We start from the raw sequence: 25,005 nt of genomic DNA, 5'->3' as shown, positions 1-25,005 counted from the left end.
AGTTCAGGGGAGCTCGTCGGCCGACTCAACCTCAGGGAGCGTCCAGCGGCCGTCGGCGTCGAACGGCCACGGGTAGGCGTAGGTGTCGACCTTCGACAGCTCCCGCAGAACCTCCCGCTTGGCCGGGGGATCCGGCGGCGTCTTCAGCTGGTGCTGCAGCGGGTCGAGTTGAGTCGCATACGCTTCAGCCCACTCCAGCCACTCGGCCTCCTCGGCCGGAACCGGTGTGCCGTCGGCGCGGGCACGGGCGGCCCGGCAGAATGCGCGGATCTCGGCGGCCTGCCGCCAGCTCTCGACCTGCTCGATGAGGGTCTTCGAGCGGTGCTGCTCGATCTGCTGCTCTCGAGCCTGGGCGAGGGCCGCGTACCAACGCCGCCGCCGCTCGGCTTCGGCACGTTCCTGCTCCTGTTCCCGTCGTTCTGCCTCCGCAGCGAGGCGCTCTAGGTCCTGCAGCAGAAGACCCAGGCGGGACTCCAAGGTCCAGCGTGCTCCGTCGCTGTAGGAGTACGAGTGCTGGTACCAGCTCTTTGCGGGGGCGCCGATGGCGAGACGGCCGTTGAACTCCTCGTCATACTTGGGCACTCGGGTCCACGGGTTGCGTTCTTGCTGGCGGAGTTCCTGTGGGGTCGGCTCGTGCGGGACTTTGGTCGTCCGCTCCGTGAGGACGAGGGGGAAGGCGTGGCCCCGGATGGTGATCGCCAGCGTGTGCAAAGCCTCACCGTCCTGCAGGTCGGTTTGCGTCTCGACTGCGTGACCGCGGCTCTCGGCTTCCGTCAGGAGTGCGTGCGCGACTCGTAGGGCACGGTCGGCGAGTGGCCGCGACACGTGCAACGGGATGATCTCTGCCCGGCCTCGAGTGTCGACCGGACCCTGCGAACGGCCCAAGGCTTTCCGCGTCGCACGGACAAGAGGGTGAGGGCGATCCAGCACCTCCGGTACGTCGACGGTCGGTACCGGTGGCGGCTGGGCGGCCTTCTCGGCCTCCTCGTCGACCAGTGTGAAGACGCAGTCACCGCGCTGGCGGCCGTTCCACCGCACCTTGTGGCCGTCCGGCACGTGTCCGTGGTGGAGTGCGTCGTAGTAGGCGGCCCGCCATCGCCCCCGAGTTTTCGGCGCGGGATCAGGGACCGTGATCTTTCTCCCTGAGGCCGACTTCAGACGGGAGACCAGTTCGGCCCCGCCGGCTGGGGCGAGCGCGGCTTGAGCGCCATCGCCCTGCAGCCGCTCCTTCTCTGCGCGCACCTGCCGGGGATGCCTGCCGTGCTTGAGGAAGTAGCGGCCGTCCGCCGTCACCACCGCGACCTGTCCGCTGCCACGCCACGTCCGCTTGACCAGCCCGCGCTGCTCCAGCGCCCAAGCCGTCTGCGAACGAGCCGGCGGGATCCGCATAGCCTCGGAAGCCGCCGCGATCTCGCGGAGCAAGTCGGCCTGAGGCGCGGACACGGCGTACTTCATGGTGTTGACTCCACTGGACGGTGTGGCGGGTGGCCACCGTAGAGTGAGCGGGCCCGCGGCTGAAGGTCCTGGGTCGCTCGTACGAGTGCCTCATGCCGATCTCGGCCACCGCCAACGGCAGCCGGTGTAATGGACAGCAGCTTCGGTGGAGTGTTCAGCCGAGGTCCAGATCATCGGCCTCTCCAGATCGCGTAGCCGCCCATGAGAGCGAGCCCGTAGGGGCGACCCAGGTCGAGCGTGTCGATGAGGAGCCGGCGGTGGTACTCGGGTAGATCCGGTCACTCCCGATGAGTCACGCGGCAGCCCAGCCGGTGTACAGGCGCAACTGAGGGAAAGTCCCCTCCCAGGCTTTGCGGACGTCGCGGCCGACCATCTTCCGGAGCCGGGGCCAGTGGGAGGTCAGGAGGTTGCCATCCAGGAATTGGATGTAGTCGTCGCGCAGGCCCGTGGTCAGGACGATGCGGTACATGCCCAGGAGCAGCTTGTCGTCGTCCAGATCGAAGGTGCGCAGTCCGGACCAGGCGAGGTGCAACGGCAGATCCACGGGACCGTGGGTGGGTCCGGTCAGTACGGTCAGGCTCGACGGAAGCTGGTCGGCGGAGGGGCTCCAACGGGAAGGCGTAGGCGCGTCGCTCTCTACGGCGTGCTGGTGCCCGAGGCCGAATGAATCCATCGGGCAACGGTAGTGGGCCATGCGGGGCGAGGCGCAGGTGCAGTAGAGCAGTGTTGACCCGTCTGCCATGACGTCCGTGGCGCCCGCGAGGTCGACGGCGAGGCGAGGAAACCCTCGCTTGGCCTGAAGGCTTTCCCGGTCAACGGCAGCCGGTTTAGCAGGGCCCCGGCGAGGTGGTTCAGCCGTGGTCCGGATCATCGGCCTCTTCGAGGAGACGAGCCGCGAGGTCGTCGGCCTACTCCACCGCCCAGGAGCGGAGAGCGGTGATCGTGGCGGAGTCGAGCCCGTAGGCGGTGAAGGCTTCGTCGTCAGTCCACTCGGCGCCCGTGAGGTTGGCCTGCAGGTCCTCTCGCTCGAAACGGCCGCGGGCGTGACGGCGACCGAACTCCTCGAGTTCGGCATTGCTCCATCGACGGGAGGCCGCGAACACGTCGATCAGGTCGCGGGGCGCTCCGCGGTCGGCCAGGGCGCGGACTTTGGTGCCGATCACATCCTCTTCTGCGAGGACGGGTCCGTAGGGGCTCTGGGTGACCGGCCGCCAGAAGATCTCTTTGAGGATGTCGACCTCGCACTCCTGGCCGGTCGCCGGATCGGTCACCGTGAAGCGGGCGGACAGTGGGGCAGTCTCAAGTGCCTGTACCTGCCAGCCCCTGGATTCCAGACCGCTGCGGAGCGTGGCCGCGATCTCGGCCATAGGCGCCGGGTTCTCAGTGGCGACATCGAGGTCCTGGCTCGGCCGGCTCACCAGGTGGTGCGCCCGGACGGCGTATCCGCCGGTCAGGACGAGTGGATACGGAGAACCCAGCGAGATCACGTCCGCCAGGAGCCGAGTGTGCAGCTCCGGCATGTCCGTCATGCGGCGGCTCGGGCGCGGGAGGCGAGCTGGGGAAAGGCGTCCTCCCACACGGTGCGTACCGTGCGGCCGACGAGTGTGCGCAGTACCGGCCACAGTTGGAGGAGCAGGTCGTGGTTGAGGTAGCGGGGCAGGTCCTCGCGCAGGCCCTCGTGCAGGATGGTGCGGTACAGGCCCATGCGCTGGCGCGGGTTGCTCATGTCGTACGAGGTCATCCCGGACCAGGCGATGTGCAGCGGCAGCTCGACGATTCCTTGGGCGGGGCCGTGCAGGTCGTCCAGGGACTCCGGCAGGCGCAGCCGGAACTTTTCCCGGTACAACGCGAGGTCCTCGGCGACCGGGACCGAGAGGTCGCCGGACTCGGGTGCGGCGTGCTGCGGGCTGGAGGGCATACGTCCATTATGGCGGTCCGGGGAAGCGGCGCGGGTGACGATGGGCGAGCCGCGACGCGGGTGTGGCACGAGGCGGAGATCACTGGCCGCACTTCCACGAAGGCGGGTGCGTGGCGCCTCGCCGATGACCTGCCCCGCTGAAGCCGACGGCGTGTGTCTGGGGGCGTCGTCTTCGTCGGCCGTGACGCTCGTTTGACGCTCATGGCCCCTGTGAGACCGCTGATCGGGCCATACAACCCGGATTGACCAGCGGTTTTGCCATGTGCTGTCCAGGTCGACACCTTTCCGATGACGCATCATGTGGAGTGTGTGGCGATTTTGGAGCCGGTGAAGTAACAGGCGTTGACCTGGGGATCTGCAGTCCGGGCATGTCGCTCGACCTGTTTCCCGCCATCCAACAGGCCGAGCGGGTGGTGTGCTTGCCTGAGGCGGCGTGACCTGCCGGCGCATGCCTCAAGTAGTCGAGCCTCGGGGGCGTCGACCGCTGGGCACTCGCATGGCCAGCCGACAAGTTTTCCCATTCACGGCGGTGCCGGAGTTTCGGTTGCAGAACTTGCCGGGGCCGGTGATGCGGCGGAGAGCGGGCGCGGCCTCGCACCGGGCCCAGCAGAGGAAGTGGTCGTTCGCCTGGAGGGGGACTGAAACTACGCGTTTCTCGCCCGAGTGGGTCGGCGCATAGTTGCAGTGCCTGCTGTGCGTGGTTCGCGGGCGGTCGCCGGCGCTCTCAGCGTGACCGGCGACGGCCTGACCGAGGAGGAGGCCGTCGCCTACGACGCGCCCCGCGTCCCGGGCGCGAAGGGGCGGGCTCGGCCTCAGCCTCGGCTGACAGCGGATCGCCGTCGACCGGTGTTCACCCCCGAGGCCGGCAGGACCGGCTTCTCCGCCTCGATCGCAGCCGAAGCGGCCAACACGACGCCGTACAACCACCGCGACGGCTTCGCGGCCTTCGGCCTCTGTGATCCGGTCAACGGCTGGGTCTACGACCTGGGCACGAGCGGCGAGAGCGCGTTCGCAATCACCGAACGCCTGCCGTACCCCGGGGCGACCGCACCCATCCGCACACCCGGCCGTCCCGATGGTCACGGTGTGGAGAACAGGCCGGGCCCTGGAGGTGAGGAGTTGTCGGCGCGGGTGCCGCCCGTGACCCGTAGGAACTCCAGCTTTTCCGCGTCGGTGGATCCTGCTGCCACCGTGTAGACGACGAGTCGGATGTCGCAGCCCGGGACGGTGAGCACGTCGCAGTCGCACCTCACCTCGCCGACCTGGGGGTGTACGACGGTCTTGCGGGCCGAGACGTGCGGGCCGACCGTGCCCTCGTCCCACAGTCGGGCGAACTGCGCGCTGGTGGAGCGCAGTTCCTCGACGAGGTCGGTCAGGCCGCGGTCGCGGGGGTAGTCGATGAGGGCTGTGCGCAGGTCGGCGACGAGGGCGGGTTTCAGGGCGTCGTCGTCGGGCAGGACGGGCCAGGCCGCGAGCCGGCTGGGCCCTGTGGCGAAGACCGCCCGTGCCAGGTTGCGCTCGGCGTGTGTCCGTGCGCCGGGGTCGCCCATCAGTACCGACCATGCGGGGGTCCAGGACAGCAGGGTCCAGTCGGCGCTGAACACGCCCGCGGGGAACTCCCCGAGGCGGGCCAGCATCCGTTGGACCCCGGCCGGGACATGGGTGGAGACCGTTCCCTCCTGGGGAGGCAGGAGGCCGGCTAGCCGGTAGGCGTGATCGCGCTCCATGGGCTGCAGTTGCAGTGCCCTGGTCAGGCTCGCGACGACCTGTGCCGAAGGGCTTTTGGCGCGGCCCTGTTCCAGGCGGACCACGTAGTCGACCGACAGTCCGGCGAGTTCGGCCAGTTCCTCGCGGCGCAGCCCCACCGCGCGTCGTCCGGGCCGTGAGGTCAGTCCGACGTCGGCGGGGGAGAGGCGGTCGCGCCGGCGGTGCAGTGCCGTGCCCAGGGTCTCGTCCACACCGTCATTGTGTCCGCCGGGCCGTCGTCGTGCCTGGTACTGGCTGTCCTACCGTCGCCCAGGGCACTGGTTGTCCTCTCGTCACGGGTCGAGGCCGCTCGGCCAGAGCGGCCGCAAGAAGCGCTTCTACCAGTACACCGCCATCGACGACTGCACCCGCCTGAGGCCTTCCACTGGCACCTGCTCGACAAGGGCATAGCGCACGTTCGCATCAAGCCTCGACCCCGCGGCTGAACGGCAAGGTCGAACGATCGCACCGCATCGACTCGGAGGAGTGGGAGGACTACTACAACTACCATCACCCCCACGGCGCCCTGGCCAGCCAGACCCCCTACGAACGCCTACGGCAGAAAGCCCAAGACCCGCTGTCATAGGCGTCCGTCAGCCGCACAAAGAGCCAGGGCCCCGCCACGGCGTCGACCTCCAGCTCTCCGGTCACACCCACGGCGGCCAGCTCGAAGCAGGCGTAGCCCTGGCACAGCCCCTCTTCCACGTAGTGTTGGCACGCGGATCATCAGGACACGACGGGGGGCTCGTGGGTGGGGAGTTGGGGGCGGCGGAAGACGATTTCAGGGCTACTGCCCCCGTCGCCGCGCGCGTGGCTCGGGGTGGTCGCGGGCCTCGCCACGCTGGTTGTCGTCGGGCTCGGGGTGCGGTACGCGGGGCGCGGCGAGCCCGGCAGGGTGGACGGGTGGATCCAGGCGGCGGTGGGCGGTGTGGGGTCGCCGTGGCGGGACGTCGCTCTGGCCACGGACTTCCTGGGGGAGCCCGTCGGAGCGGCGATGCTGGTCGTGGCCGCCGTGACGGGCTGTCTGCTGCTTCGGCGTCCTCGTGCGGCGGTGCTCGTGGTCGCCGGTGCCGGCCTGACCGTGGGGACGACGACGCTGCTCAAGCCCCTGGTGGGACGCACCATCCATGGCGAGGGCAACCTGTCCTATCCGAGCGGGCACACCGCCTTCCTCACCGCGCTCGCCTTCGTGGTGGCGCTGCTCGCGGCGGGACGGTTCGGCCTCGGCAGGACGGGCGGCGCCGCACTCGTGCTCGCCGCTGCGCTGGTTGCCGGCGCCGCCATGGGCTGGGCGCAGGTCGCCCTCGGGGCGCACTACCCGACCGACGTCATCGGCGGCTGGTGCACCGCGCTGGCGGTGGTACCGGCGACCGCGTGGGTGGTGGACCGGTTGGCCGACGCCGGTCGGTGGGAGCGTCCCTGACGCACGGCACGGCACGGCACGGCACGTCATGTCATGCCAAGTGTCATGCCAAGCGGCGGAACACCGGCTTCACCGGTCGTCCCGCCAGCCAGGGCGTGGGATCGGCGGCGTCCAGTGCCTTCCGGTACACCGCGCATGCCTGGGCCACCACCTCGACGGTGCGGTCGATGTCGGCCTCGCTGAGCGCGCTGCTCACCACGAACGACGGGGCCAGTACCCCGCCCGCGAGGAGCCGGCGCAGGAACAGGGTGCGGTACGGCTGCGACGGCCGGCCGTTCTCGTCGAGGGTGGCGAAGACCAGGTTGCTGGCCCGGCCCCGGACGACGACATAGTCGCCGACGCCCATGCCGGCCGCGGCCTCGCGGACACCGTCGGCCAACCGCTCGCCGAGTGCGTGCAGTCGGGCGGTCGTGCCCTCCTCGACGTACGTGGTGAGCACGGCCATCGCGGCTGCCAGGGAGTGTGTCTCCGCACCGTGCGTGGTGGACAGCAGGAACACCCGGTCGTGGGAGTGGCGCAGCCCGCCCCGCTCCATCAGCTCGCGGCGCCCGGCCAGCGCGGAGACGGCGAAGCCGTTGCCCAGTGCCTTGCCGAACGTGGAGAGGTCGGGGACGACGCCGTACAGGCCCTGAGCGCCCGCCTCGGACCAGCGCAGGCCGGTGATCATCTCGTCGAAGATCAGTACGCAGCCGTGCCGGTCGGCCAGTTCGCGCAGGCCGGCCAGGTAGCCGGGCGGCGGCTCGGTGTGGCCGGCGGGTTCGAGGATCAGGCAGGCGATCTCGTCCCGGTGCCGGGTGAGCAGCTCCTCCGTGGCGGTCAGGTCCCCGTACGGAAACGCCACGGTGAGGTCCGTGGTCGCCGCCGGGATGCCGGCGGACATCGGCGTGGTGCCGATGAACCAGTCGTCGACGGAGAAGAACGGGTGGTCGGCGCAGATGGCGACCCGCGGGCGCCCGGTGACCGCGCGGGCGAGGCGGACCGCGGCGGTGGTGACGTCGGAGCCGTTCTTCGCGAACTTCACCATCTCGGCGGTCGGCACCGTGGCCAGGAAGCGTTCCGCGGCCTCGACCTCCAGGATGGACGGCCTCACGAAGTTGCTGCCGCGGTCGAGTTCGCGCCGTACCGCCTCGGTCACGCGCGGGTGGGCGTGGCCGAGGCTGACCGAGCGCAGGCCGGAGCCGTACTCGATGTAGCGGTTGCCGTCGATGTCCCACACATGGGCACCGCGGCCGTGGCTGATGACCGGGGCCAGGTTCTCGGGGTACTGGTCGTCGCCCTTGGCGTAGGTGTGAGCGCCTCCGGGGATCAGGGTGTGCAGTTGCTCGTTCGCCGCTTGTGACTTGGGGAGGAGGAGCTCTTCCACGCCGACTTCATCCTTCCTGGTGTTTCAGGACCTCGGCGAGGCGCGGCGCCTCCCGGTCCCGCTGGGACATCGAGGTGACCGGCAGCGGCCAGGGGATCGCCAACTCCGGATCGTCGAAGGCGATCGTCACGTCCTCGGCCGGGTCGTGCGGGCGGTCGATCCGGTACGAGGTGTCGGCGGTCTCGGTCAGCGCCTGGAAGCCGTGCGCGCATCCCGCCGGGATGTACACCGTCGCCTGTGTCTCGCCGGACAGTTCGAAGGAGGTCCAGTTCCGGTACGTCGGTGAGGCCGGCCTCAGATCCACCACCACGTCGAAGATCTTTCCGTACGAGCACCGCACCAGCTTGGCCTCGCCCGTGCCGGAGCGCAGGTGCAGCCCGCGCAGTACGCCCCGGACCGAGCGGGACACGCTGTCCTGGACGAAGGCGCACGGGTCGAGGCCCACCGAGCGGACCACGTCGGCGTCGAAGGTGCGGCAGAAGAAGCCGCGTTCGTCGGCGTACGGGGTCGGCTCGAAGAGATACGCCCCGGCGATCTGAGGGACTTCGGTCGCCTTCATGAGGCCTCCGTCGCCGGGAACAGGGACGCGGTCAAGGCGGTGAGCTGGTGTTCCACGCGCCGGACAGCGGCCAGGTTCCGCTCGGCGAGGACCCGCCGCAGCTCCGCCGATCGCTTCTCCAGCGCCCGGAACTGCTCGAGCAGCTGGTCGACGTCGACCTCGCGGGCCGGGTGGCAGTACGCGCCGAGGCCCATCTCCGCCATCAGCACGTCGCTCTTCGCCGAATAGCTGAGCGCGAGCGTCGGCGTGCCGACCTTCACCGCGCAGACCAGGTTGTGGTAGCGGGTCGCCACCACGGCGTCGGCAGCCGCCGCCTCCTTCATGAGGTCGGCGAGCGAGGTCGCCTCGGCGGCGGTGACGAGCGGCGAGCCCACCGCGTCGAGGATCGCGGCGGCCACCGGCGCATCGAGCTCGTCGCCGATGAGCAGCCGGACCGGCCTGCCGTCCTCGACCAGCGCGCGGACGAACTGGGTCGTCCCGTCGAGGTAGCGTCGGTGGATCTCCTCGGCCCGGGCGCGCTCGTCGTTGCCGCCGTGGAAGTCCATCACGCCGACGCAGACCGGGCCCGGCGGGTCCGCGGGCGCGCTCGCGCGCGGGGTCGGCAGGGCGAACGTGAGGTCCGGACAGACCTCGTCGCGCGCGGTGTCCACGCCCATCGCCCGGATCGCGTCGCGGGACATGGCGCCCCGGAACGACCTGTACGTGGCCAGCCGCGCCGACCAGCGCACCAGGGCTCGGGTCGCCCGGTGGCTGATCGCGGAGGCGCCGACGCTGACCAGCGCGACCCGGGTGCGAAACACCCGGCCGCTCGCGCAGAGCAGGAACAGCGAGTACGGGAAGCCCCACGGGCGCAGCGGCAGCGTGGCCTCCAGGACGCCCATGCCCGGCACGATCACCACGTCGTGCCGGCGCACCCAGGCTGCGGTGCGGACGGCGTCGACGAGTTTGCCCAGACCCTTCCCGGCGATCGCGCCCACGCTCGACGCGGTCCGGTACTCGCCGCTGTACCAGTTCAGCCGCGTCGCGGGGATGCCGTACCGGGCCGATACGACCTCGGGTCCGCCGCACAGCGCGTCCACGACCGCCTCCGGGTGCTCGGCGCGGAGGTACCCGAGCACGGCCTCGAGCGAGCCGTCGTTGCCGAGGTTGCCGGAGCCGAGCAGGCCGAACAGCCCGACGCGTACCGGAGTCCTCACGCCTGCCTCCCTTCACGGCCGGCGACGAGGGCGTCGACGGAGACGGTGAGTCGACCCGGGTCGACCGGGGCGCGGTCCTCGACCCGCTCGCCGGCGCCCGGCCGGACCCGGCTGGCCATCCATGAGGCCAGGTGGCGGTAGCACGCGCGCCGGTCGGTCGGGGACAACGGCGCCCGCCGGATCACCGAGACGAAACCCCAGACGTACTCGGCGAGCAACCGGGGCGTCGGGTGCAGCGGGCCTGCCCGGCGCGGGTCCAGGTTGACGCACCGGGAGCGCTTGGACGGGTTCGCCCGCTCGGCGCGGGTGGGGTGGTCGCGGCGGAAGTACAGCAGCTCCGGCACCTGGTGGAAGGGGCCTTGCAGGACGATCTGGGCGACGAACGTGCGGTCCGCGTGGTGGTAGCTGTCGTGCGGCCTGACCTTGCGCAGCATGTCGGCCCGCAGCACGCCGTAGAAGTCGTCGCCGCCGGGCTCGAACAGGAAGCTGCGGAAGCGCTCCGGCGCGTGCGGGGAGGCGGTGGCGAGCGTGTAGTCGTACGGGACTTTCACCTTGCCGTCGCCGTCGATGACCGCCTGGTCGGCGTGGGCGAGGACTACGTCCGGCCGCTCGTCCAGCGCCTCGACGCAGCGCCGCAGCAGGTCCCGGGCGTACAGGTCGTCGTGCGAGGCCCACTTGAACAGCTCGCCGCGGCACTCGGTGAACACGTAGTTGTGGTTGGGCGCGGCACCGATGTTCCGGGCCAGCCGGATGTACCGGATGCGGGGGTCCTGGGCTGCGTACTTGCGGCAGATCTCCTGGGTCCCGTCGGTCGAGGCGTTGTCGGAGATGACCAGCTCGAAGTCCTCGTAGGTCTGGCCGAGCAGGGCGTCGAGCGACTCGGCGAGGTACTCCTCGCCGTTGTAGACGGGCAGGCCGATGCTCAGCCTGGGTTGCGCGGTCATGAAGTCCTCACTTCGGGAACGGAGTTGTGGTGGCGCTCGCGCAGGGCGGCCCGCAGATGCAGCCACCACACGGCGGAGCCGCAGGCGTTCGCGGCGGCGACGCCCCAGGCCGAGCCGACCGCGCCGGCCGCGGCCGCCCCGGCGAGGCCGCCGCCGACGTAGCAGGCGGAGGCGAACAGCTGGCAGCGCAGGCTGCGCTCGGCCGCGGCGAGCGCGCGCAGCCCTGCCGCCGCGCCGACGCCGAAGCTGACGGCACAGACGCCGAGCGAGATCGGCACGATGAGCTGGGCGGCGGAGTCCCAGACCTGGCCGAGCAGGTGCTCGCCGGCCCAGTCCGGCACCAGGAGCAGCGCGCCGCCCCACAGCAGCGCGGCGGCGGCCAGCGCGCCGGAGAGCAGACCGCAGAACCTGCCCAGCTTGTGCGGGGCCTGCCGCAGCACCCGTGCCGCCTCCGGTACGGTGACGAGCGAAAGGCCCATCAGCACGGCGAGGAACGGGCCGAGCAGGAGTTCGGCGCCCCGGACCGCACCCACCGCGCCGACCCCGGCGATCGCGCCGAGCCCGTACGCCCGCAGCTGGCTCGCCCCGCTGAGGCTGACGTTCTCGACCAGGTACCGGTAGCCGAGGTCGCGCTGCTCGCGCAGCCACGCCCGCGCCAGGGCCGGCCTGGGCCGGATACCGGACTGGAAGCAGCCGTACCCCGCGGCCACCGCGGCGGACCCGCCCCAGGCGAGCACGAAGCCCGCCACGCTGCCTGCCTTGGCCGCCATCACCAAGGCAGGGACGAGCGCGACGCCCCACACGACGTCGTTGACGAACGCCTTCCGCCCGGCGCCCGCGGCGAAGAACGCAAATCGCCAGGCGTCCTGCAGGAGCAGCCCCGGCAGCACGATGGCGAGGCCGACGAACGCTCCCCCCAACCGGCCTCCGAGACTCAGCCCGACCGCCACGGACACCACGCCGATGACGGCACCGACGCCCAGCGCGGTACCCGACGCCCGGGCCGTCGCCGCACGCCAGGACGCGTCCGGCACGCCGCTGAAGCGCACCACGAGCGGATCGGAGGCGAGCCCGCGGGAGACGTTCAGCACCACGCCGTAGGTCACCCAGACCAGGGTGAACGCGCCGAACGCGGCCAGCCCCAGCGAGCGTGCCACGTACATCCCCACCAGGAAGTTGCCGATGCTGGAGGCCGCCTGGTCGGCCAGTCCCCAGGACAGCCTGCCGACGACGGCCCGCCTGGCCCTCGCTGCCGTCGGCCTGGTCTTCTCCTCCTCGGTGGTCATCGGCGTCACGCCTTGACGAGCCCGGCGCCGTGCAGGGCGTCGGCCGCGGCGGCGACGGCGCTGAACGGCAGCCCGGAGCGCTCGGCGACTTCCAGCAGACTGTGCTCGCCGTCGGAGAGGTTGAGCACCCAGAGCATGGCCAGCTGCGCCTGCTTGGTGTCGCTGCGGCCGCCGAGCGCGTCGTACAGCCCACGTCGGCCCAGCTGTGGTTCGCCGTAGGGGCTGAGGTTGAGGTACCGCCGGTTGCGGTCGAGGACGGCGAACGCCTCGCGGCAGACCGCGAGGGTGTCCGCCATCGCCTCCGGGGAGACGAAGTCCAGGTTGTCCGCCGAGGTGTGGTACTCGGGGTAACCCGCGTACGGGGTCCGGCTGAGCGAGCCCACGCCGAGATCGAACCCGGGGGAGCAGAACTGCCGCTCGTCGTAGCCGTACGGAGTGAACTCGGCGATGCGGTGCGGGCGTTCGGAGGCGGTCAGCACATGCCGCAGCACCCGGTCGATCTCCGCGTCGCCGCGCCTGCTCTGCTTGTACGTCAGCGAGCCCCGGTCGCCCGCACAGGCCAGCACCAGCCCGTGCTTGACCCGCTCCACCCGCTCCTTGTTGCGGGCCAGCCAGGTGATCGCCCCGATGGTGCCGGGCGCGAAGAGGAACCGGTAGGTGTAGTACGGCGTCTGCTCCGCCAGCGCCCTGGCCAGGAACGTCGCCACCGCGATGCCGGCCAGGTTGTCGTTGGCCAGCGAAGGGTGGCAGACGTGGCTGGAGACGATCACCTCGTCGGGGACCTGACCGGGGATCACATGCTCGGCGTAGGTGAGGTGGCCGTCCGCGAGGGTGGAGTCGACGCACACCTCGTAGTCGCCGTCCGGCAGCGCGTCCAGGGTCTCCTGGGCCAGGCAGAACCCCCATTCCGGCTGGTAGTAGCTGGTGCGGTACGGCACCCAGGACGGGCGGTCCGGCAGGGTGTGCAGGTGCGCGCGCAGCTCGGACAGGGGCATGGTTCGCGACACCGGCACGCTGTAGCCGAGCACGTGCAGGCTGGACGCGGCGAAGTCGACGACCCGGTGGCCGGCGGCGTCGGCGATGTACGCGTCCCGGATGTTCCACTCCTGCGGCACCGTCCAGTCCAGCACCTGGGTCCCGGTCGGCACCTCGTGCACCTGGAGCGGGATGTACTCGCCCACGATGTCGAGGGTGGCGCGCACGCCGTCGCCCGTGATCGACCGGCAGAGCGGGTACATCCGCTCCACCAGCGCGTACATCTCCTCGCCGGAGCAGGCCGCGGTCACCGGCGCCGCCGCAGGGTGTCGTCGACGGTGCCGGCGTCGGACGCCGCGCGCAGCACGGCGAGGCGGGTGAAGCGCCGGTCGAAGTCCTCCCGGGTCAGCCCGTGTTCGCGGTAGGCGTCGGCGAGTTCGAGCGCGCCCTGCTTCACCGTCCACTCGCAGTCGAAGCCGGGCACCGCGGCGCGGAACCGGGAGAAGTCCACCCGGTACGACCGCGGATCGGCACCGGTCTCGCCGGTGATCACCACCTTCGCGCCGGACACCGCCTCGGCGACCTGCCCGGCGATCTCGGCGACGGTGACGTTGTTGATCTCGCTGCCGATGTTGAACGCCCGGTCGTGCACCGCGTCGCGCGGCGCGGTCAGCGCGGCCGTGAAGGCCCGCGCGATGTCGGCGGCGTGCACCAGCGGCCGCCAGGGGGTGCCGTCGGAGAGCACGAGGACCTCGCCGGACAGCAGCGCGTGGCCCACCAGGTTGTTCAGCACGATGTCGGCGCGCAGCCGGGGCGAGTGGCCGAAGGCGGTGGCGTTGCGCATGAACACCGGGGTGAAGTCGCCGTCGGCCAGCGCGTGCAGATCGTCCTCGACCCGCACCTTGGACTCCGCGTACGGCGTCACCGGGCGCAGCGGGGCGTCCTCGGCCACCAGGTCGTCGCCGCCGGCGGCGCCGTAGACCGAGCAGGTGGAGGCGTACAGGAAGCGCCGCACTCCGGCGTCGCGGGCCAGCCGGGCCAGCCGTACGGACGCGTGGTGGTTGATGTCGTAGGTGAGCTCCGGCGCCAGCGATCCCAGCGGGTCGTTGGACAGCGCGGCCAGGTGGATCACGGCGTCCACGCCGGCCACGTGTTCGGCCGTGACGTCGCGCAGGTCCACCCGGTGCCCCGGCGGGTCCGCGGGCGGCGGGCCGAGGACGCAGTCGGCGAACAGGCCGGCGTCGAGGCCGACGACCTCGTGTCCGGCGGCGGCGAGGACCGGGGCCATCACGGTGCCCAGATAGCCCTGGTGTCCGGTCAGTAGTACGCGCAAGGTTCAACCCCCCAGGTTGAGCGTGAGTTTGGTGGCGGCGAACGCCTCGGCGTAGCGCTCGTGGCATTCGATGCCGCGGATCCGTGCGAGGCCGAGGAAGGCCTCCCGGTCGTACCAGGGCCGGTGCCGCTGCGAGGGGTAGTGCTCCTGCAGCAGCCGCACCTTCTGTTCGGCGATCTCCGGTGACAGCGGCTGGTACGCCGCCGGCCGGCCGAGATCGCCGTCCCACTTGACGATCTCGTAGCCGAGCACGAGGTGGTCGCGGAATCCGGTGGTCATCAGCTTCGCCAGGCCGCGGTGGTCCTGGTGCGCGTCATCGGTGCGCGGGGCCAGCACGAGATCCGGCTCGGTCCGCATCCGCAGTTCCTCGACCGCGGACTTGGCCTCGTCCCAGTGCGCGGGCATCCGGCCGTCCGGCAGCTTGAGCACGGTCAGCCGCAGGTCGGCGCCCGGGCAGAAGGCGGCGAGCGCGGCCTGCTCCTCCCGCTCCCGCTCGCTGCCGCCGCCGGAGAGCACCAGCGCGTCGACGCGGATGCCCGGCCGTGCCAGGCACAGCGTCAGCAGCGTGCCGCCCGCGCCGATGGCGATGTCGTCGCAGTGCGCGCCCACCGCGACGATCCGCTCCAGGGGCCCGGCCCCGAGCCGGATCACGCCCGTACCCCCGTGATGTCGTCCCGCTCCCACACGGCCCACGGGCGCTCGCCCCGGGCGTAGGCGGCGTCCAGCGCGGCCCGCTCCTTCACGGTGTCGGTCGGCTTCCAGAAGCCGCGGTGCCGGTGCGCCACCAGGCGGCCGCGCTTGGCCAGTTGGGCGCATCCGTCGGCGACCAGGTCCCCGCCCTGAGGTATGTGGTCGAAGACCTCCTGGCGCAGCACGAAGTAGCCGCCGTTCTCCCACAGCGGCAGTTCGCTCACCGCGGTGATGCCGCCCACCAGGCCGTCCTCGCCCAGGTCCACGCAGTGGAACGAGGACTGCGGCGGCACCACCATCATCGAGGCGCCGGCGTCGCGCCGGGCGAACCGGTCGATCATCTCCGGCAGCGGGGCGTCGGTGAGCACGTCGGCGTAGTTGGCGAGGAACATCTCGTCGCCGTCCAGGTGGTGCCGCACCCGGCGCAGCCGTTCCCCGATGGGTGACTCGACGCCGGTCTGAGCGAACGTGATCGTCCAGTCCGAGATGTCGGTGGACAGCAACTCGGTCTGCCCGTTGCGCAGCACGAAGTCGTTGGACGTCGTCTCCTCGTAGTTGAGGAAGAAGTCCTTGATGTGGTGGGCCCCGTACCCGAGGCACAGGATGAACTCCCGGTGCCCGTAGTGCGCGTAGTAGCGCATGACGTGCCAGATCAGCGGCCGGGGGCCGACCATCGCCATCGGCTTGGGCACGTCGTCGGCGGTTCCGTTGCGCATCCGCATCCCGTAACCGCCGCAGAACAGAACGACCTTCATGCTGTGCCCTTTCCAGATGCGACCTCGACAACGCTCAGTTCCGGGATGGGGAAGACCAGCCGGCCGCCCCAGTCGTGGATGAAGGACAGTTGCTCGACCAGTTCGTCCCGGAGGTTCCACGGGAGGACGAGGACGTAGTCCGGTCGGTCGGCGGCTATCTGCTCGGGCGGCAGGATCGGGATGCGGGTGCCCGGGGTGAACCTGCCGTGCTTGTAGGGGTTGCGGTCGACCGTGTACGGGAGCAGGTCGGGGCGGATGCCGCAGTGGTTGAGCAGGGTGTTGCCCTTGCCGGGGGCGCCGTAGCCGACGACCGTCTCGCCGCGCTCGGCCGCCTCGATGAGGAACTTCAGCAGGTCCCGGCGCACCTTGGCCACCCGGGCGGAGAACTCGGTGTACCCGGACAGCTCCTGCAGCCCGGCGGCCTTCTCCCGGGCCAGCACGTCGGCCACCCGCCGGGTCGGCTCACCGGCCGCCTCGGCCGGCCGGGCCCACAGCCGGATGGAGCCGCCGTGCGTCGGCAGCAACTCGACGTCCACGAGCGCGAGTCCGCCGCTCGCGAGAGCTCGGATCGCGGACGCCACCGTGTAGTACTGGAAGTGCTCGTGGTAGATCGTGTCGTACTGGTTCCGCTCGATCAGGGTCAGCAGGTGCTGCACCTCGACGGAGACCCAGCCGTCGTCGGCGACCAGGGCGCGCAGCCCCTGGGTGAAGCCGACCACGTCGGGGATGTGCGCGTACACGTTGTTGGCCACGACCAGGTCCGCCGGGCCGTGTTCGGCGCGGACGCCCGAGCCGGTGTCCGGGGTCAGGAACTCCGTGAGCGTGGGCACCCCCGCGTCCCGTGCCGCGGCGCCCACGTTCACCGACGGCTCGATGCCCAGACAGCGGATCCCCCGGTCCACCACGTGCTTCAGCAGGTACCCGTCGTTGCTCGCGACCTCGACCACGAAGGCGTCGGGGCCGAGGCCCACCCGCTGCACGGCGCCGGCGACGAAGGTGCGCGCGTGCTCCACCCAGGAGGTCGAGTAGGAGGAGAAGTACGCGTACTGCGTGAACGTCTCCTCCGGCGTGATCAGCGGCGGGAGCTGCGCGAGCCAGCAGTCCGTGCAGACCCGCAGGTGCAGCGGGTACGCCGGCTCCGGCTGGTCCAGTCGGTCCGCGGCGAGAAAGCTCTCACACGGTGGCGTCGCCCCGAGGTCGACGACGCTCGCCAGCGCCGCCGAGCCGCAGAGTCGGCATCGTGTCATCTAGTGCCCCCCATTGATTCCGTCCCCCATCGATTGCGTCCGCCCCGCGATCGCGGTGCGGTACTCCTCCACCAGGCGCTCCAGGCCGACGGCCGGGCTGAAACCCCGCTCGTAACGGCGCCGGGCCGCCTGGCCCATCTCCCGGTTGCGGCCCGGCTCGGCCGCGATCCGGCGTATGCGGGACGCGAGCGAGGCGGAGTCGCCCGGCCGGTGCAGCAGCCCGGTCGTCCCGTCCTCGACGAGTTCCACGAAGGCGCCGTGCCCGGCCGCGACGGTCGGGACCCCGGCCGCCATCGCCTCCACGACCACCAGCCCGAACGCCTCCAGCCACGTCGAGGGAGCCACCACGGCGACCGACCGCGCGAGGGCCTTGCGGCTCTCCGCCGGGTCCAGCAGACCGACGCAGCGCACGTCGTCCCGGCCCGCCGCCCAGGCGGTCACCTCTCGCTCCAGCGGCCCGGCGCCGGCGATCACGAGCGGCACGCCCACCCCGCCGTCCGCGGCGAGCTCGTCCCACGCGGCCATGAGCAGCCGTACGCCCTTGGCCTCCGCGAGCCGGCCGAGGTAGAGCAGATGCTCGCCGGCGCCCGTCCTGCGGTCGTCCGGGTCGGGCACGAAGTTGTGCTTGACCGCCAGCCGCTCGGCCGGCATGCCGGACCGCACCAGGACGTCGCGCTGCGCCGCGGAGATGCAGAGGAACCGCTCCACGCCGGACCACCACCGCCGCCGGTTGACCGACAGGCTGACCGCGAGCGGCACCGTCGCCAGGCGGGAGTTCCGGTAGCAGCCGTGCCGGACGGCGGGCAGCGGCGCCGCCGCCCCGACGCACTCGGTGCACGGCCGGCCGTCCCGCCGCAGGGTGCCGGGCGGGCAGACCTGGGTGTAGTTGTGCAGCGTGGCGACGGCGGGTACGCCGGCGTCGGCGCAGGCGGCCAGGACCGCGGGCGACAGGAGCGGGAAGACGTTGTGGACGTGCACCACGTCCGGCCGCTCGGCCCGGAGCCGGGCCGCGAGCTCCTTGCGGACCCCCGGGTGCCACGGCACGAGCAGCGGCACCGCGACCTTGCCGGGCAGGGACCGGGCGGCGATGTCGTCGCTGCGCCGCTCGAACACCTCGACCCGGTGGCCGGCCGCGCGCAGCAGTTCCACCTCCTGGTCGACGACCCTGTTCTCCCCGCTCGGCTGCGCCGAGGCGTAGCGGTTGTGCACCACGAGGACATGCATGCTTCAGGTCACCTCCGATCCTGGGCCCAGCGCGGGACACGTCGTTGAGGGGTCACGGGCGTCGGAAGGGGCGTGGCCGCGGCCGGCGCCGCCAGCAGTGAGGCGGCCACGGCCAGATGCAGCAGATACGGCGAGGCGTCGCCCAGCCCGGCCTCGGTGTACGACGCGATGGCGCAGTAGCCGATCAGGAAGATCGCGCAGGCCCTCGGCAGCGACGGCGGGCGCAGCAGCGCGACACCGCCCAGCACGATGACGAACGCCGCCACGATGACGGTGCCGGTCAGACCCTGTTCGTGGTAGACGGCCAGCCAGCTGTTGTCGATCGGCAGCCCGCCGAACGACTTGTCGCCCAGCCCCATCCCGAACAACTGCTCCGAGGTCGTCCGGGGCGCGGCCAGCAGGGCGTCCCAGACCTTGGCCCGGCCGGTGAGGCTGGTGAAGTTCTCCTGGCTCTGTCCGCGCAGGAACCACCCCCGCAGCGCGGAGCCGAACCCCACCGCGGCCACGGCGGCGCACACCACCGTCCAGGCGAAGAACCGGCGGGCGGCGGCGCTGGTCAGGACGAGCGAGCCGATCGCCAGCGTCAACCCGATGAGCAGGCCGAGCGTGGCCGTCCGGGTATGGGTCAGCGCGAGCAGGACGAGCGACGGCACGACGACCACCGCCGCGCTGCCCCGGTCGGTCCGGCGGCCCAGTACGAGCAGGACGGCGAGCCCGGTGATCACCGCGGCGTACTGTCCGATCTGCGGCGGGGTGAGCGGCCACAGCGCGCCGACCAGGCGTCCGCCGTACAGCTCGGGCAGGGCCGCGCCCGGCGAGATGACCAGGCCGGCGGCCACCGACCCGAGCACCGCGAAGTACATCCGGATGTGGTGCCGTACGAAGGTCAGGCCGCCGTCCCACCAGCGGCTGAGCAGCCACAGGGTGCCGACGAAGAGCGCCAGCCGGGCGCAGCGGAACAGCGCGCCGAACCCGGACTCCAGGTTCGCGCTGGAGATCACGCTCGGCACCAGCAGCAGGGTGAGCAGGAGCAGGAAGGCGCTGGCCCGGATGCGCAGCCGGAGATTGACGGCGAGCGCCAGCGTGAACGCGGCGACCAGCGCGCCCATGGTGACCATCTGGATGAGGGAGCGGGGCAGCGGGACGATGGTCTTCGCCCCGGCGGAGCCGAGGGTGTTGAGGACCAGCAGCCCCCAGACCGTTCCGACGATCTTCGGTGTGTGCTCCCCGCCCATCTCAACCACCGTCCCGTGCGCGGAAGGTGCTGCCCGCGTCCTGCCGGTACGGCGCGGACTGCCACTGCCCGAAGTCGAGCACCCGGCTCGGGTCGTGGGCCACGAACTTCCATGGCCCGACGTAGACGTTGTCGTGCCAGCGGTTGTGCTGCTCGCGGGTGATCGCCTCGGCCACCCGCTCGCCCTGGTAGGGCGACCAGTCCGGATAGGTGCCGTAGTTGGACAGCACCGCCATGCGGTCGCACTTCACCGTGCAGTCGACGACGGACTTGTCCAGCACGAAGCGGTTGTCGTGGATGTCCACCCGCTGGGTCTTCCACCGGCAGTCGGCGTAGAGCGGTGCGGTGGCGATCGCCGGCCGCACGCAGCGGTCGGTGTTCTCCACCAGCAACGTGCAGTCACCGGACGAGGTGTTGGCCGGGCTGTTGCAGAACCGGTCGGCGTTCTCCCACAGGGTGATCCCGGACCAGTTGTCCTCCAGCACGTTCCGGTAGACCTCGATCTTGTCGGTGCGGGCCTTGATCCGGGGTTCGCCGCCGGACTCGGACAGATAGACCGTCGCGAACGGGAAGTTGTCGCCGCGGTCGGCCCGCTCGCGGCCCTCGACCCAGTTGTTGCGCCGGATCGTGTTGTCCCGGATGACCGCGTTGTAGCTGGTCTCGTAGATCAGGGCGGCACCGTCGTTGGCCTCGAGCACGTTGTCCTCGATGCGGAAGTCGTTGTTGTTGGTGTCCGCCCACAACCCGGTCCCGCGGTTGTCGTGCACCCAGTTGCCGCGCACGTCGGCGCCGTCGACGGCCCAGAACTTGATGCCTCCGGTGCAGCCGCAGCCCTCCCGCCGCCGCTCCCAGTCGTCGGTGTTGTTGCCCACGATCTCGTTGCCCTCGACCACCAGGCCGGTGATACGGCCGCCGGCCTTGTAGGCGTTCATGCCGTACTGGCCGTTGTCGCGCAGGCAACTGGCGCGGACCTGCTGGCGGGCGCCGGCCATCAGGCCGGCACCGGAGTTGTCCCGGATCGTGGCGTGCTCGATCACCCACCCGTCGGCCGAGTCATGGTTGACCACGCCCTCGTCCGGCGGCGCGACGAAGCGCCGCACGGTCAGATGGCGGATGGTGACGTGGCCGGCACTGCCGCCGAACGCGTACTGGTTCTTCTTCCCGCCGTCGAGCACCGCGCCCGGCGCGCCGAGGTAGCGGTTCCCCTCCTTGGGGACGACCTGGGCGTAGCGGTCCGGCTTGAGCCTGTGCGTGCCCGGTCGAAGCCAGAACGTGGTGTTCGGGGGGTTGCTCCTGGTCTTCGCGGCCAGATCACCGACCACCGCGGGATCGACGGTCACCGCGCCCGCCGGCGCCTTCGCCGGCCCGGCCGCCGGCTTGGCGCACACCCGGGCCACGGGCGTGGACGACGGCGCGGCGCTCGGCTTCGCCCCGGCGTCCGGCGTGCTCGTGTCCTCGCAGCCGGTCGTCGTCAGCAGGGCCAGCGCCAGCGGTGCCGCCGCCCACGCCCAGTGCCGTTTCCGGATCCCCACACGCCCCCCTAGCCGCGGAACCTGAGGACGGTGACGAAGCCCTCCGCGCCGTCGGTGAAGCCGGTGCCGACCAGCGTCGTGGCGGGTTCCTTGCGCCCGAACCCGGCGGAGTACCAGCCCAGCGGCGGTTCGGTCTCGCCGCGATGCGCCCGCCAGGACAGCTCACCGGGCAGGTCGAGCACCGCGGAGCGGTCCTCACCGTCCCGGGTCCAGGTGAGCCGTGCGCGATGGCCCGTCAGATCGGCGGTGATCGCCGGGCCGAGGTGGAACGCCAGCCGCACGGCCCGGCGCGGGCTGTGTCGGCCGCGGACCTCGTCGACCACCCGCAGCTCCCGGCTCGCGGCCGTCAGCTCCACCCGGCGACGATGTACCCAGGGCCGGTAGCCGTCGTGCTCGGCGCACCAGCGGGAGGTGTCCGCGACCAGGACGCGGCTTCTGGCATGCCGGGTCCACAGGAACGGGCCACCGGAGACGGACTGGTCGTCGCCGTCCAGCTGCAGGGTGTTGTGGCCCAGGGTCGACCGGAAGTACCGCCGCCACTCGGGCTGCCCGTGGTAGCAGTACGTCCCCGGGTCGGCGAGCACATCGACCCCGTCGTGCCGGACCTCCACGGACAGCGCGTCCGCGTGGGCGTGCGCGGCGATGGACAGGAAGCCGTGCGGGCCGCCGTCGCAGCGGCACCAGATCTCCCCCGGACCGCGCAGGATCGTCAGCCCCGCGTCGGCGAAGTGGGCCGGCCGGCTCTCCGGGCGGGTCACGGACAGTTCAACGGGCTTGATCAGCGCGGCCAGCAGCGGGGTGCGCGCATCGGTGCCGGTCACCTCCGGCCACCAGGCGAGCCGGCCGAACACGGCGTCCCCGGTGGCCAGCAGCGAGCCCCAGCGGTCGGCGCCCGCGCCGTCCACGACCAGACCGTGCCCGTCGTCCGCGTCCCCCTGGCGCGGCGGCCGCAACCGGCTGTCCACGACGGCCGCGAGCGCGTCGGTCATCCGCAGCAGCACCAGCCGGACCGACGCGGGGACCGGCACACCGGCGGCATCCGCCTCGGCCACCGCCGCCAGGCCGAGCTCCAGCACCAGTCCGTGATACTCGGTGGCCAGCTCGCGGTTGAGGCCGGAGCGGAAGGTGTTGCCGCGCAGATGCCGCTCCAGCGACCGCAGGGCGTCGGCCCGCCAACGCGCCGAGGACGGGAACCATCCGAACGCGCAGGCCGCCGCCAACTGCCCGGCGGCCTCGGCGATGACGTGGTTGTTCGCGGACGACCCCCGGCTGGGGAAGGCGGCCAGCCAGCGCTGGTGGTGCCAGATCTGGTTGTGCGCCACCGGGTTGTCCTCGAACAGCCCGGCCGCGCCCGGCCAGCCGTCGAGCAGCCGGCGGATCCACACCCAGGACAGCAGCCGGATGCCCAGCTCGATGCCGCTGATCCAGTGCACCCCGCGCAGCGGTGGGTTGGCCGCCCACCACGACCGCAGGTGCTCGGCCACGCGCTCGGCGTACCGCTCGTTCCCGGTGACCGCGTAGGCGGCGGCGAGCACGGTGAGGTACTGATGCCGGGACGGCTCCCAGATCTGCTTGATGTCCCCGACCACGTCCTCGTTCCGGTACGGCACGTCGAAGGCGTAGCCGCCCGGAGCCCGGCGCCCGGTCTTCGGGTCGTACCACCAGTCCGGGTCGGCCAGGTCGTCGCGGACCACCCCGAAGTACTCGGCGTGCCCGTCCACCAGCCGGTCCGCCTCGGCGACGAGACGTTTCGCGGCGTCCGGCGGCACCGCGGCGATCGTCCCCGCGGGCAGTACCGCGGTGAACCGGGCGCCGGTCACGCTCGGGCAGTCCGGCCGCGCCGACCGCCACCGCCGTCTGCGCACCGCGTCGCCCACCCGGCCGCCGACCTCCCGCGGCCCCATCCGGGACAGCCGCCGCAGGTACCAGCCCGCGCTCATGGTCATCGTGCGCCCGCCAACGTCACCGGCGCCCCGCCCGCCAGGCCGGTCTGCACGGCCAGGGTGGCCGCCGTGGTGGCGACCAGCGACCGCAGCGGCACCGGCATCGGCCCGCCGGTCCGCACGGCCTTGACGAACGCGGCCAGCTCGGCGTTCTGGCCCTTGTCCCGGGCCTTGGGCAACCGCGAACTGACCCACCGCTTACGGTCGTACACCGACGCTCGGACGAAGTCGTCGAGCCGCAGCACCTTGCCGTCCGCGACCATGTCCAGCGTCTCCTTGGGGAAGCCGGGCGCGCCCGTGGTGACGTAGCTGATGGTGGCGGTGGACCCGTCCGGGTAGCGCAGTACGACCTGGAGGTCCTCGTGTCCGGAGGTGCCGACCGCGTACACCGAGACCGGGTCGGCCCCCAGCAGCCAGCTCGCCGTGTCGATGAAGTGCCCGCCCTCGCCGGCGAACCGCGAGCCCTCGGTGCCCTGTTGGAGGTACCAGCTGCCGTGCTGCAGCCGGCCCGCGTTGACCAGGTAGCGCAGGCTCGCCGGACCGGTCCGGGCGCCGAACCGCTGCCTGGCCTCCCGCAGCAGCGGCGCGAACCGGCGGTTGAAGCCCACCTGGAGCCGGTCGTTGCCGGACTCCTCCACCGCCGCGAGCACACCGGCCAGCTCGTCCTCGGTGAGCGCCAACGGCTTCTCCACGAACACCGCCTTGCCGGCCAGCAGCGCCCTGCGGGTCAGTTCGGCGTGCGAGCTGTGGCGGGTGACCACGAAGACCGCGTCGATGGACTTGTCGCCGAGCACGGCGTCCAGATCGGTGGTCGCCTCGGCGAAGCCGAACTTCCGCTGCGCGTTGGCCGCGGACAGCGCCGTCGTGGTGACGGCTGTCGCCAACTCGACGCCGTCGCGCTGCGCCAGGTGCGGCAGCAGCATCGACGTCGCGTAGTTCCCCGCGCCGACGAACGCGAGCCGCACCGGAGTCCCGGCGGCCCGGACCGGACCCGGCCGCACGCTCACCGCCAGCACGGCCACTGCCGGGGCCTGCGCCTCCCCCGTCTGCCGGGGGTAGCGGAACAGCACGGCCACGGCCTTGAGATCGCCGTCCTTCAGGCTCTGGTACGTCTCGACGGCGTCGTCGAAGTCGGCTATGTGGGAGACCAGGGGCTCCACGTCGACGCGGCCCCGGGCGACGAGGTCGAGGAAGCACGCCAGATTGCGGCGCTCGGTCCAGCGCACGTAGCCGATCGGGTAGTCCCGCCCCTGGAGCTCGTACTCCGGGTCGTAGCGCCCGGGGCCGTAACTGCGGGAGAACCGGACGTCGAGTTCCTTCTCGTAGTACGCGTTCCACGGCAGGTCCAGTCGGCACTTGCCGATGTCGACGACCCGGCCGCGGTCCCGGCTCAGCCGGGCGGCCAGCTCCACGGGCTGGTTGCTGCCGCCGCCGGCGGCCAGGTACACCTGGTCCACGCCGTGGCCGCCGGTGAGTTCGGCGACGGCGTTCTCCACGGCGGCGGAGGAGGGATCGCCGCAGGCCGCCGCGCCCAGGCGCTCGGCGAGCTCGCAGCGCACCGGGTCGGGGTCGGCCCCGATGACCTGGACGCCCGAAGCGGCCAGCAGTTGCACCACCAGCTGCCCGATCAGCCCGAGGCCGATGACCAGTGCCACTTCGCCCAGCTGTGACTCGCCCTGGCGGACGCCCTGCAGCGCGATCGACCCGACGGTGCCGAAGGCGGCGTGCCGCGGCGCGAGTCCGTCCGGCACCGGCGTGTAGAGGTTCTTCGGCACCCAGTTCAGCTCGGCGTGCAGCGCGTGCTCGTTGCCGGCGCAGGCCACGAGGTCGCCGACCTTCACGTCGTCGATGCCGGCGCCGACCTGCTCGACCACCCCGCACAGCGAGTAGCCCAGCGGCGTGTAGGAGTCCAGCTTGCCCATCACCTTGCGGTAGGTGGCGGGCACCCCGTTGGTGGCGACGCTCTGCATGACCTTGGCCACCTGGTCCGGCCGGGAGCGGGCCTTGCCCACCATCGACATGCCGGCCTCGGAGACCTTCATCAGCTCGGTCCCGGTGGAGATCAGCGAGTAGGCGGTGCGGACCAGCACACCGCCCGGCTTGCACCCCGGCACCGGCACGTCGAGCAGCGCCAGCTCGCCGCTCTTGTAGTTCTGCACAACCTGTTTCACCAAGGTCTCCT

At 71.7% G+C, this 25,005-nt stretch carries 22 protein-coding genes and 1 pseudogene; 3 read left to right on the top strand and 20 right to left on the bottom strand.

Features of this window, described 5'->3' with window-relative positions:
• Window positions 1–3: 3 nt before the first annotated feature.
• The 4 genes from IM697_RS33660 to IM697_RS33645 all read right to left on the bottom strand — a co-directional run bounded on the left by IM697_RS33660 (window position 4) and on the right by IM697_RS33645 (window position 3,373).
• Window positions 4–1,455, bottom strand: a complete 1,452-nt coding sequence (locus IM697_RS33660) for a hypothetical protein (protein ID WP_228044284.1) — start codon at window positions 1,453–1,455, stop codon at window positions 4–6.
• Window positions 1,456–1,747: 292 nt separating this feature from the next.
• Window positions 1,748–2,128, bottom strand: a complete 381-nt coding sequence (locus IM697_RS33655; protein WP_228044283.1) for a hypothetical protein — start codon at window positions 2,126–2,128, stop codon at window positions 1,748–1,750.
• Window positions 2,129–2,363: 235 nt separating this feature from the next.
• Window positions 2,364–2,984, bottom strand: coding sequence for a nucleotidyl transferase AbiEii/AbiGii toxin family protein (locus IM697_RS33650; protein WP_194039856.1), 621 nt, complete (start codon window positions 2,982–2,984; stop codon window positions 2,364–2,366).
• The gene (locus IM697_RS33645) at window positions 2,981–3,373 is read right to left on the bottom strand and encodes a hypothetical protein (protein WP_194039855.1); all 393 of its coding nucleotides are present in this window, start codon (window positions 3,371–3,373) and stop codon (window positions 2,981–2,983) included. The genes IM697_RS33650 and IM697_RS33645 overlap by 4 nt, the downstream gene beginning before the upstream one ends.
• 663 nt (window positions 3,374–4,036) lie before the next feature.
• On the opposite strand from IM697_RS33645, the gene IM697_RS46035 reads away from it, so the two are divergent.
• Complete coding sequence (locus IM697_RS46035) at window positions 4,037–4,570, top strand: DUF6081 family protein (protein ID WP_407699565.1); 534 nt, start codon at window positions 4,037–4,039, stop codon at window positions 4,568–4,570.
• On the opposite strand, the gene IM697_RS33640 is transcribed toward IM697_RS46035, so the two are convergent.
• Window positions 4,453–5,331, bottom strand: a complete 879-nt coding sequence (locus IM697_RS33640; RefSeq protein ID WP_194039854.1) for a helix-turn-helix transcriptional regulator — start codon at window positions 5,329–5,331, stop codon at window positions 4,453–4,455. The two genes, IM697_RS46035 and IM697_RS33640, sit on opposite strands and share 118 nt — an antisense overlap.
• A gap of 168 nt (window positions 5,332–5,499) precedes the next feature.
• Between IM697_RS33640 and IM697_RS45160 the strand changes: the two are divergent.
• Together IM697_RS45160 and IM697_RS33635 are read left to right on the top strand one after the other, a co-directional pair.
• Window positions 5,500–5,705 (top strand): annotated as a pseudogene (locus tag IM697_RS45160) (IS481 family transposase); the annotation flags it as partial.
• A 234-nt stretch (window positions 5,706–5,939) separates the two neighbouring features.
• Window positions 5,940–6,542, top strand: coding sequence for a phosphatase PAP2 family protein (locus tag IM697_RS33635; RefSeq protein WP_322734536.1), 603 nt, complete (start codon window positions 5,940–5,942; stop codon window positions 6,540–6,542).
• 43 nt (window positions 6,543–6,585) lie between these two features.
• Here the strand turns inward: IM697_RS33635 and IM697_RS33630 are convergent, their stop codons facing one another.
• The 15 genes from IM697_RS33630 to IM697_RS33560 are packed head-to-tail and all read right to left on the bottom strand — an operon-like array spanning window position 6,586 to window position 24,994.
• Window positions 6,586–7,905, bottom strand: a complete 1,320-nt coding sequence (locus tag IM697_RS33630; RefSeq protein WP_194039852.1) for a glutamate-1-semialdehyde 2,1-aminomutase — start codon at window positions 7,903–7,905, stop codon at window positions 6,586–6,588.
• A 7-nt stretch (window positions 7,906–7,912) separates the two neighbouring features.
• The gene (gene rfbC / locus IM697_RS33625) at window positions 7,913–8,464 is read right to left on the bottom strand and encodes a dTDP-4-dehydrorhamnose 3,5-epimerase (protein WP_194039851.1); all 552 of its coding nucleotides are present in this window, start codon (window positions 8,462–8,464) and stop codon (window positions 7,913–7,915) included.
• On the bottom strand, window positions 8,461–9,660 hold the full coding sequence (locus IM697_RS33620; protein ID WP_194039850.1) for a polysaccharide pyruvyl transferase family protein: 1,200 nt from the start codon (window positions 9,658–9,660) through the stop codon (window positions 8,461–8,463). Before IM697_RS33620 ends, rfbC begins: the two co-directional genes overlap by 4 nt.
• Window positions 9,657–10,604, bottom strand: coding sequence for a glycosyltransferase family 2 protein (locus IM697_RS33615; RefSeq protein WP_194039849.1), 948 nt, complete (start codon window positions 10,602–10,604; stop codon window positions 9,657–9,659). Before IM697_RS33615 ends, IM697_RS33620 begins: the two co-directional genes overlap by 4 nt.
• Complete coding sequence (locus IM697_RS33610; protein WP_194039848.1) at window positions 10,601–11,890, bottom strand: MATE family efflux transporter; 1,290 nt, start codon at window positions 11,888–11,890, stop codon at window positions 10,601–10,603. The genes IM697_RS33615 and IM697_RS33610 overlap by 4 nt, the downstream gene beginning before the upstream one ends.
• Window positions 11,891–11,895: 5 nt before the next feature.
• Window positions 11,896–13,149 (bottom strand): DUF4910 domain-containing protein, encoded by a 1,254-nt coding sequence (locus IM697_RS33605; RefSeq protein WP_194049997.1) that lies wholly within the window; start codon window positions 13,147–13,149, stop codon window positions 11,896–11,898.
• 23 nt (window positions 13,150–13,172) lie between these two features.
• Entirely contained in the window at window positions 13,173–14,198 is a 1,026-nt protein-coding gene (locus tag IM697_RS33600; RefSeq protein ID WP_194039847.1) for an NAD-dependent epimerase/dehydratase family protein, read from the bottom strand.
• A 3-nt stretch (window positions 14,199–14,201) separates the two neighbouring features.
• Window positions 14,202–14,849: a PIG-L deacetylase family protein gene (locus IM697_RS33595; RefSeq protein ID WP_194039846.1), complete on the bottom strand. Its 648-nt coding sequence runs from the start codon at window positions 14,847–14,849 to the stop codon at window positions 14,202–14,204.
• The gene (locus IM697_RS33590) at window positions 14,846–15,643 is read right to left on the bottom strand and encodes a sugar phosphate nucleotidyltransferase (RefSeq protein ID WP_194039845.1); all 798 of its coding nucleotides are present in this window, start codon (window positions 15,641–15,643) and stop codon (window positions 14,846–14,848) included. The genes IM697_RS33595 and IM697_RS33590 overlap by 4 nt, the downstream gene beginning before the upstream one ends.
• The gene (locus IM697_RS33585; RefSeq protein ID WP_194039844.1) at window positions 15,640–16,890 is read right to left on the bottom strand and encodes a class I SAM-dependent methyltransferase; all 1,251 of its coding nucleotides are present in this window, start codon (window positions 16,888–16,890) and stop codon (window positions 15,640–15,642) included. Before IM697_RS33585 ends, IM697_RS33590 begins: the two co-directional genes overlap by 4 nt.
• Entirely contained in the window at window positions 16,891–18,114 is a 1,224-nt protein-coding gene (locus tag IM697_RS33580; RefSeq protein ID WP_194039843.1) for a glycosyltransferase family 4 protein, read from the bottom strand.
• 8 nt (window positions 18,115–18,122) lie between these two features.
• Window positions 18,123–19,349: an O-antigen ligase domain-containing protein gene (locus IM697_RS33575; protein WP_194039842.1), complete on the bottom strand. Its 1,227-nt coding sequence runs from the start codon at window positions 19,347–19,349 to the stop codon at window positions 18,123–18,125.
• 1 nt (window position 19,350) lies between these two features.
• Window positions 19,351–20,880, bottom strand: coding sequence for a right-handed parallel beta-helix repeat-containing protein (locus IM697_RS33570; protein ID WP_194039841.1), 1,530 nt, complete (start codon window positions 20,878–20,880; stop codon window positions 19,351–19,353).
• 8 nt (window positions 20,881–20,888) lie between these two features.
• Window positions 20,889–22,826, bottom strand: coding sequence for an alginate lyase family protein (locus IM697_RS33565; protein ID WP_194039840.1), 1,938 nt, complete (start codon window positions 22,824–22,826; stop codon window positions 20,889–20,891).
• Window positions 22,823–24,994 (bottom strand): bi-domain-containing oxidoreductase, encoded by a 2,172-nt coding sequence (locus IM697_RS33560; protein WP_194039839.1) that lies wholly within the window; start codon window positions 24,992–24,994, stop codon window positions 22,823–22,825. Before IM697_RS33560 ends, IM697_RS33565 begins: the two co-directional genes overlap by 4 nt.
• Window positions 24,995–25,005 lie beyond the last annotated feature (11 nt).

This window comes from Streptomyces ferrugineus (assembly GCF_015160855.1).
Lineage (GTDB): Bacteria > Actinomycetota > Actinomycetes > Streptomycetales > Streptomycetaceae > Streptomyces > Streptomyces ferrugineus.
Note: the sequence above shows the minus strand (reverse complement) of the source record. Positions and strands in the feature narration are given on the sequence as shown.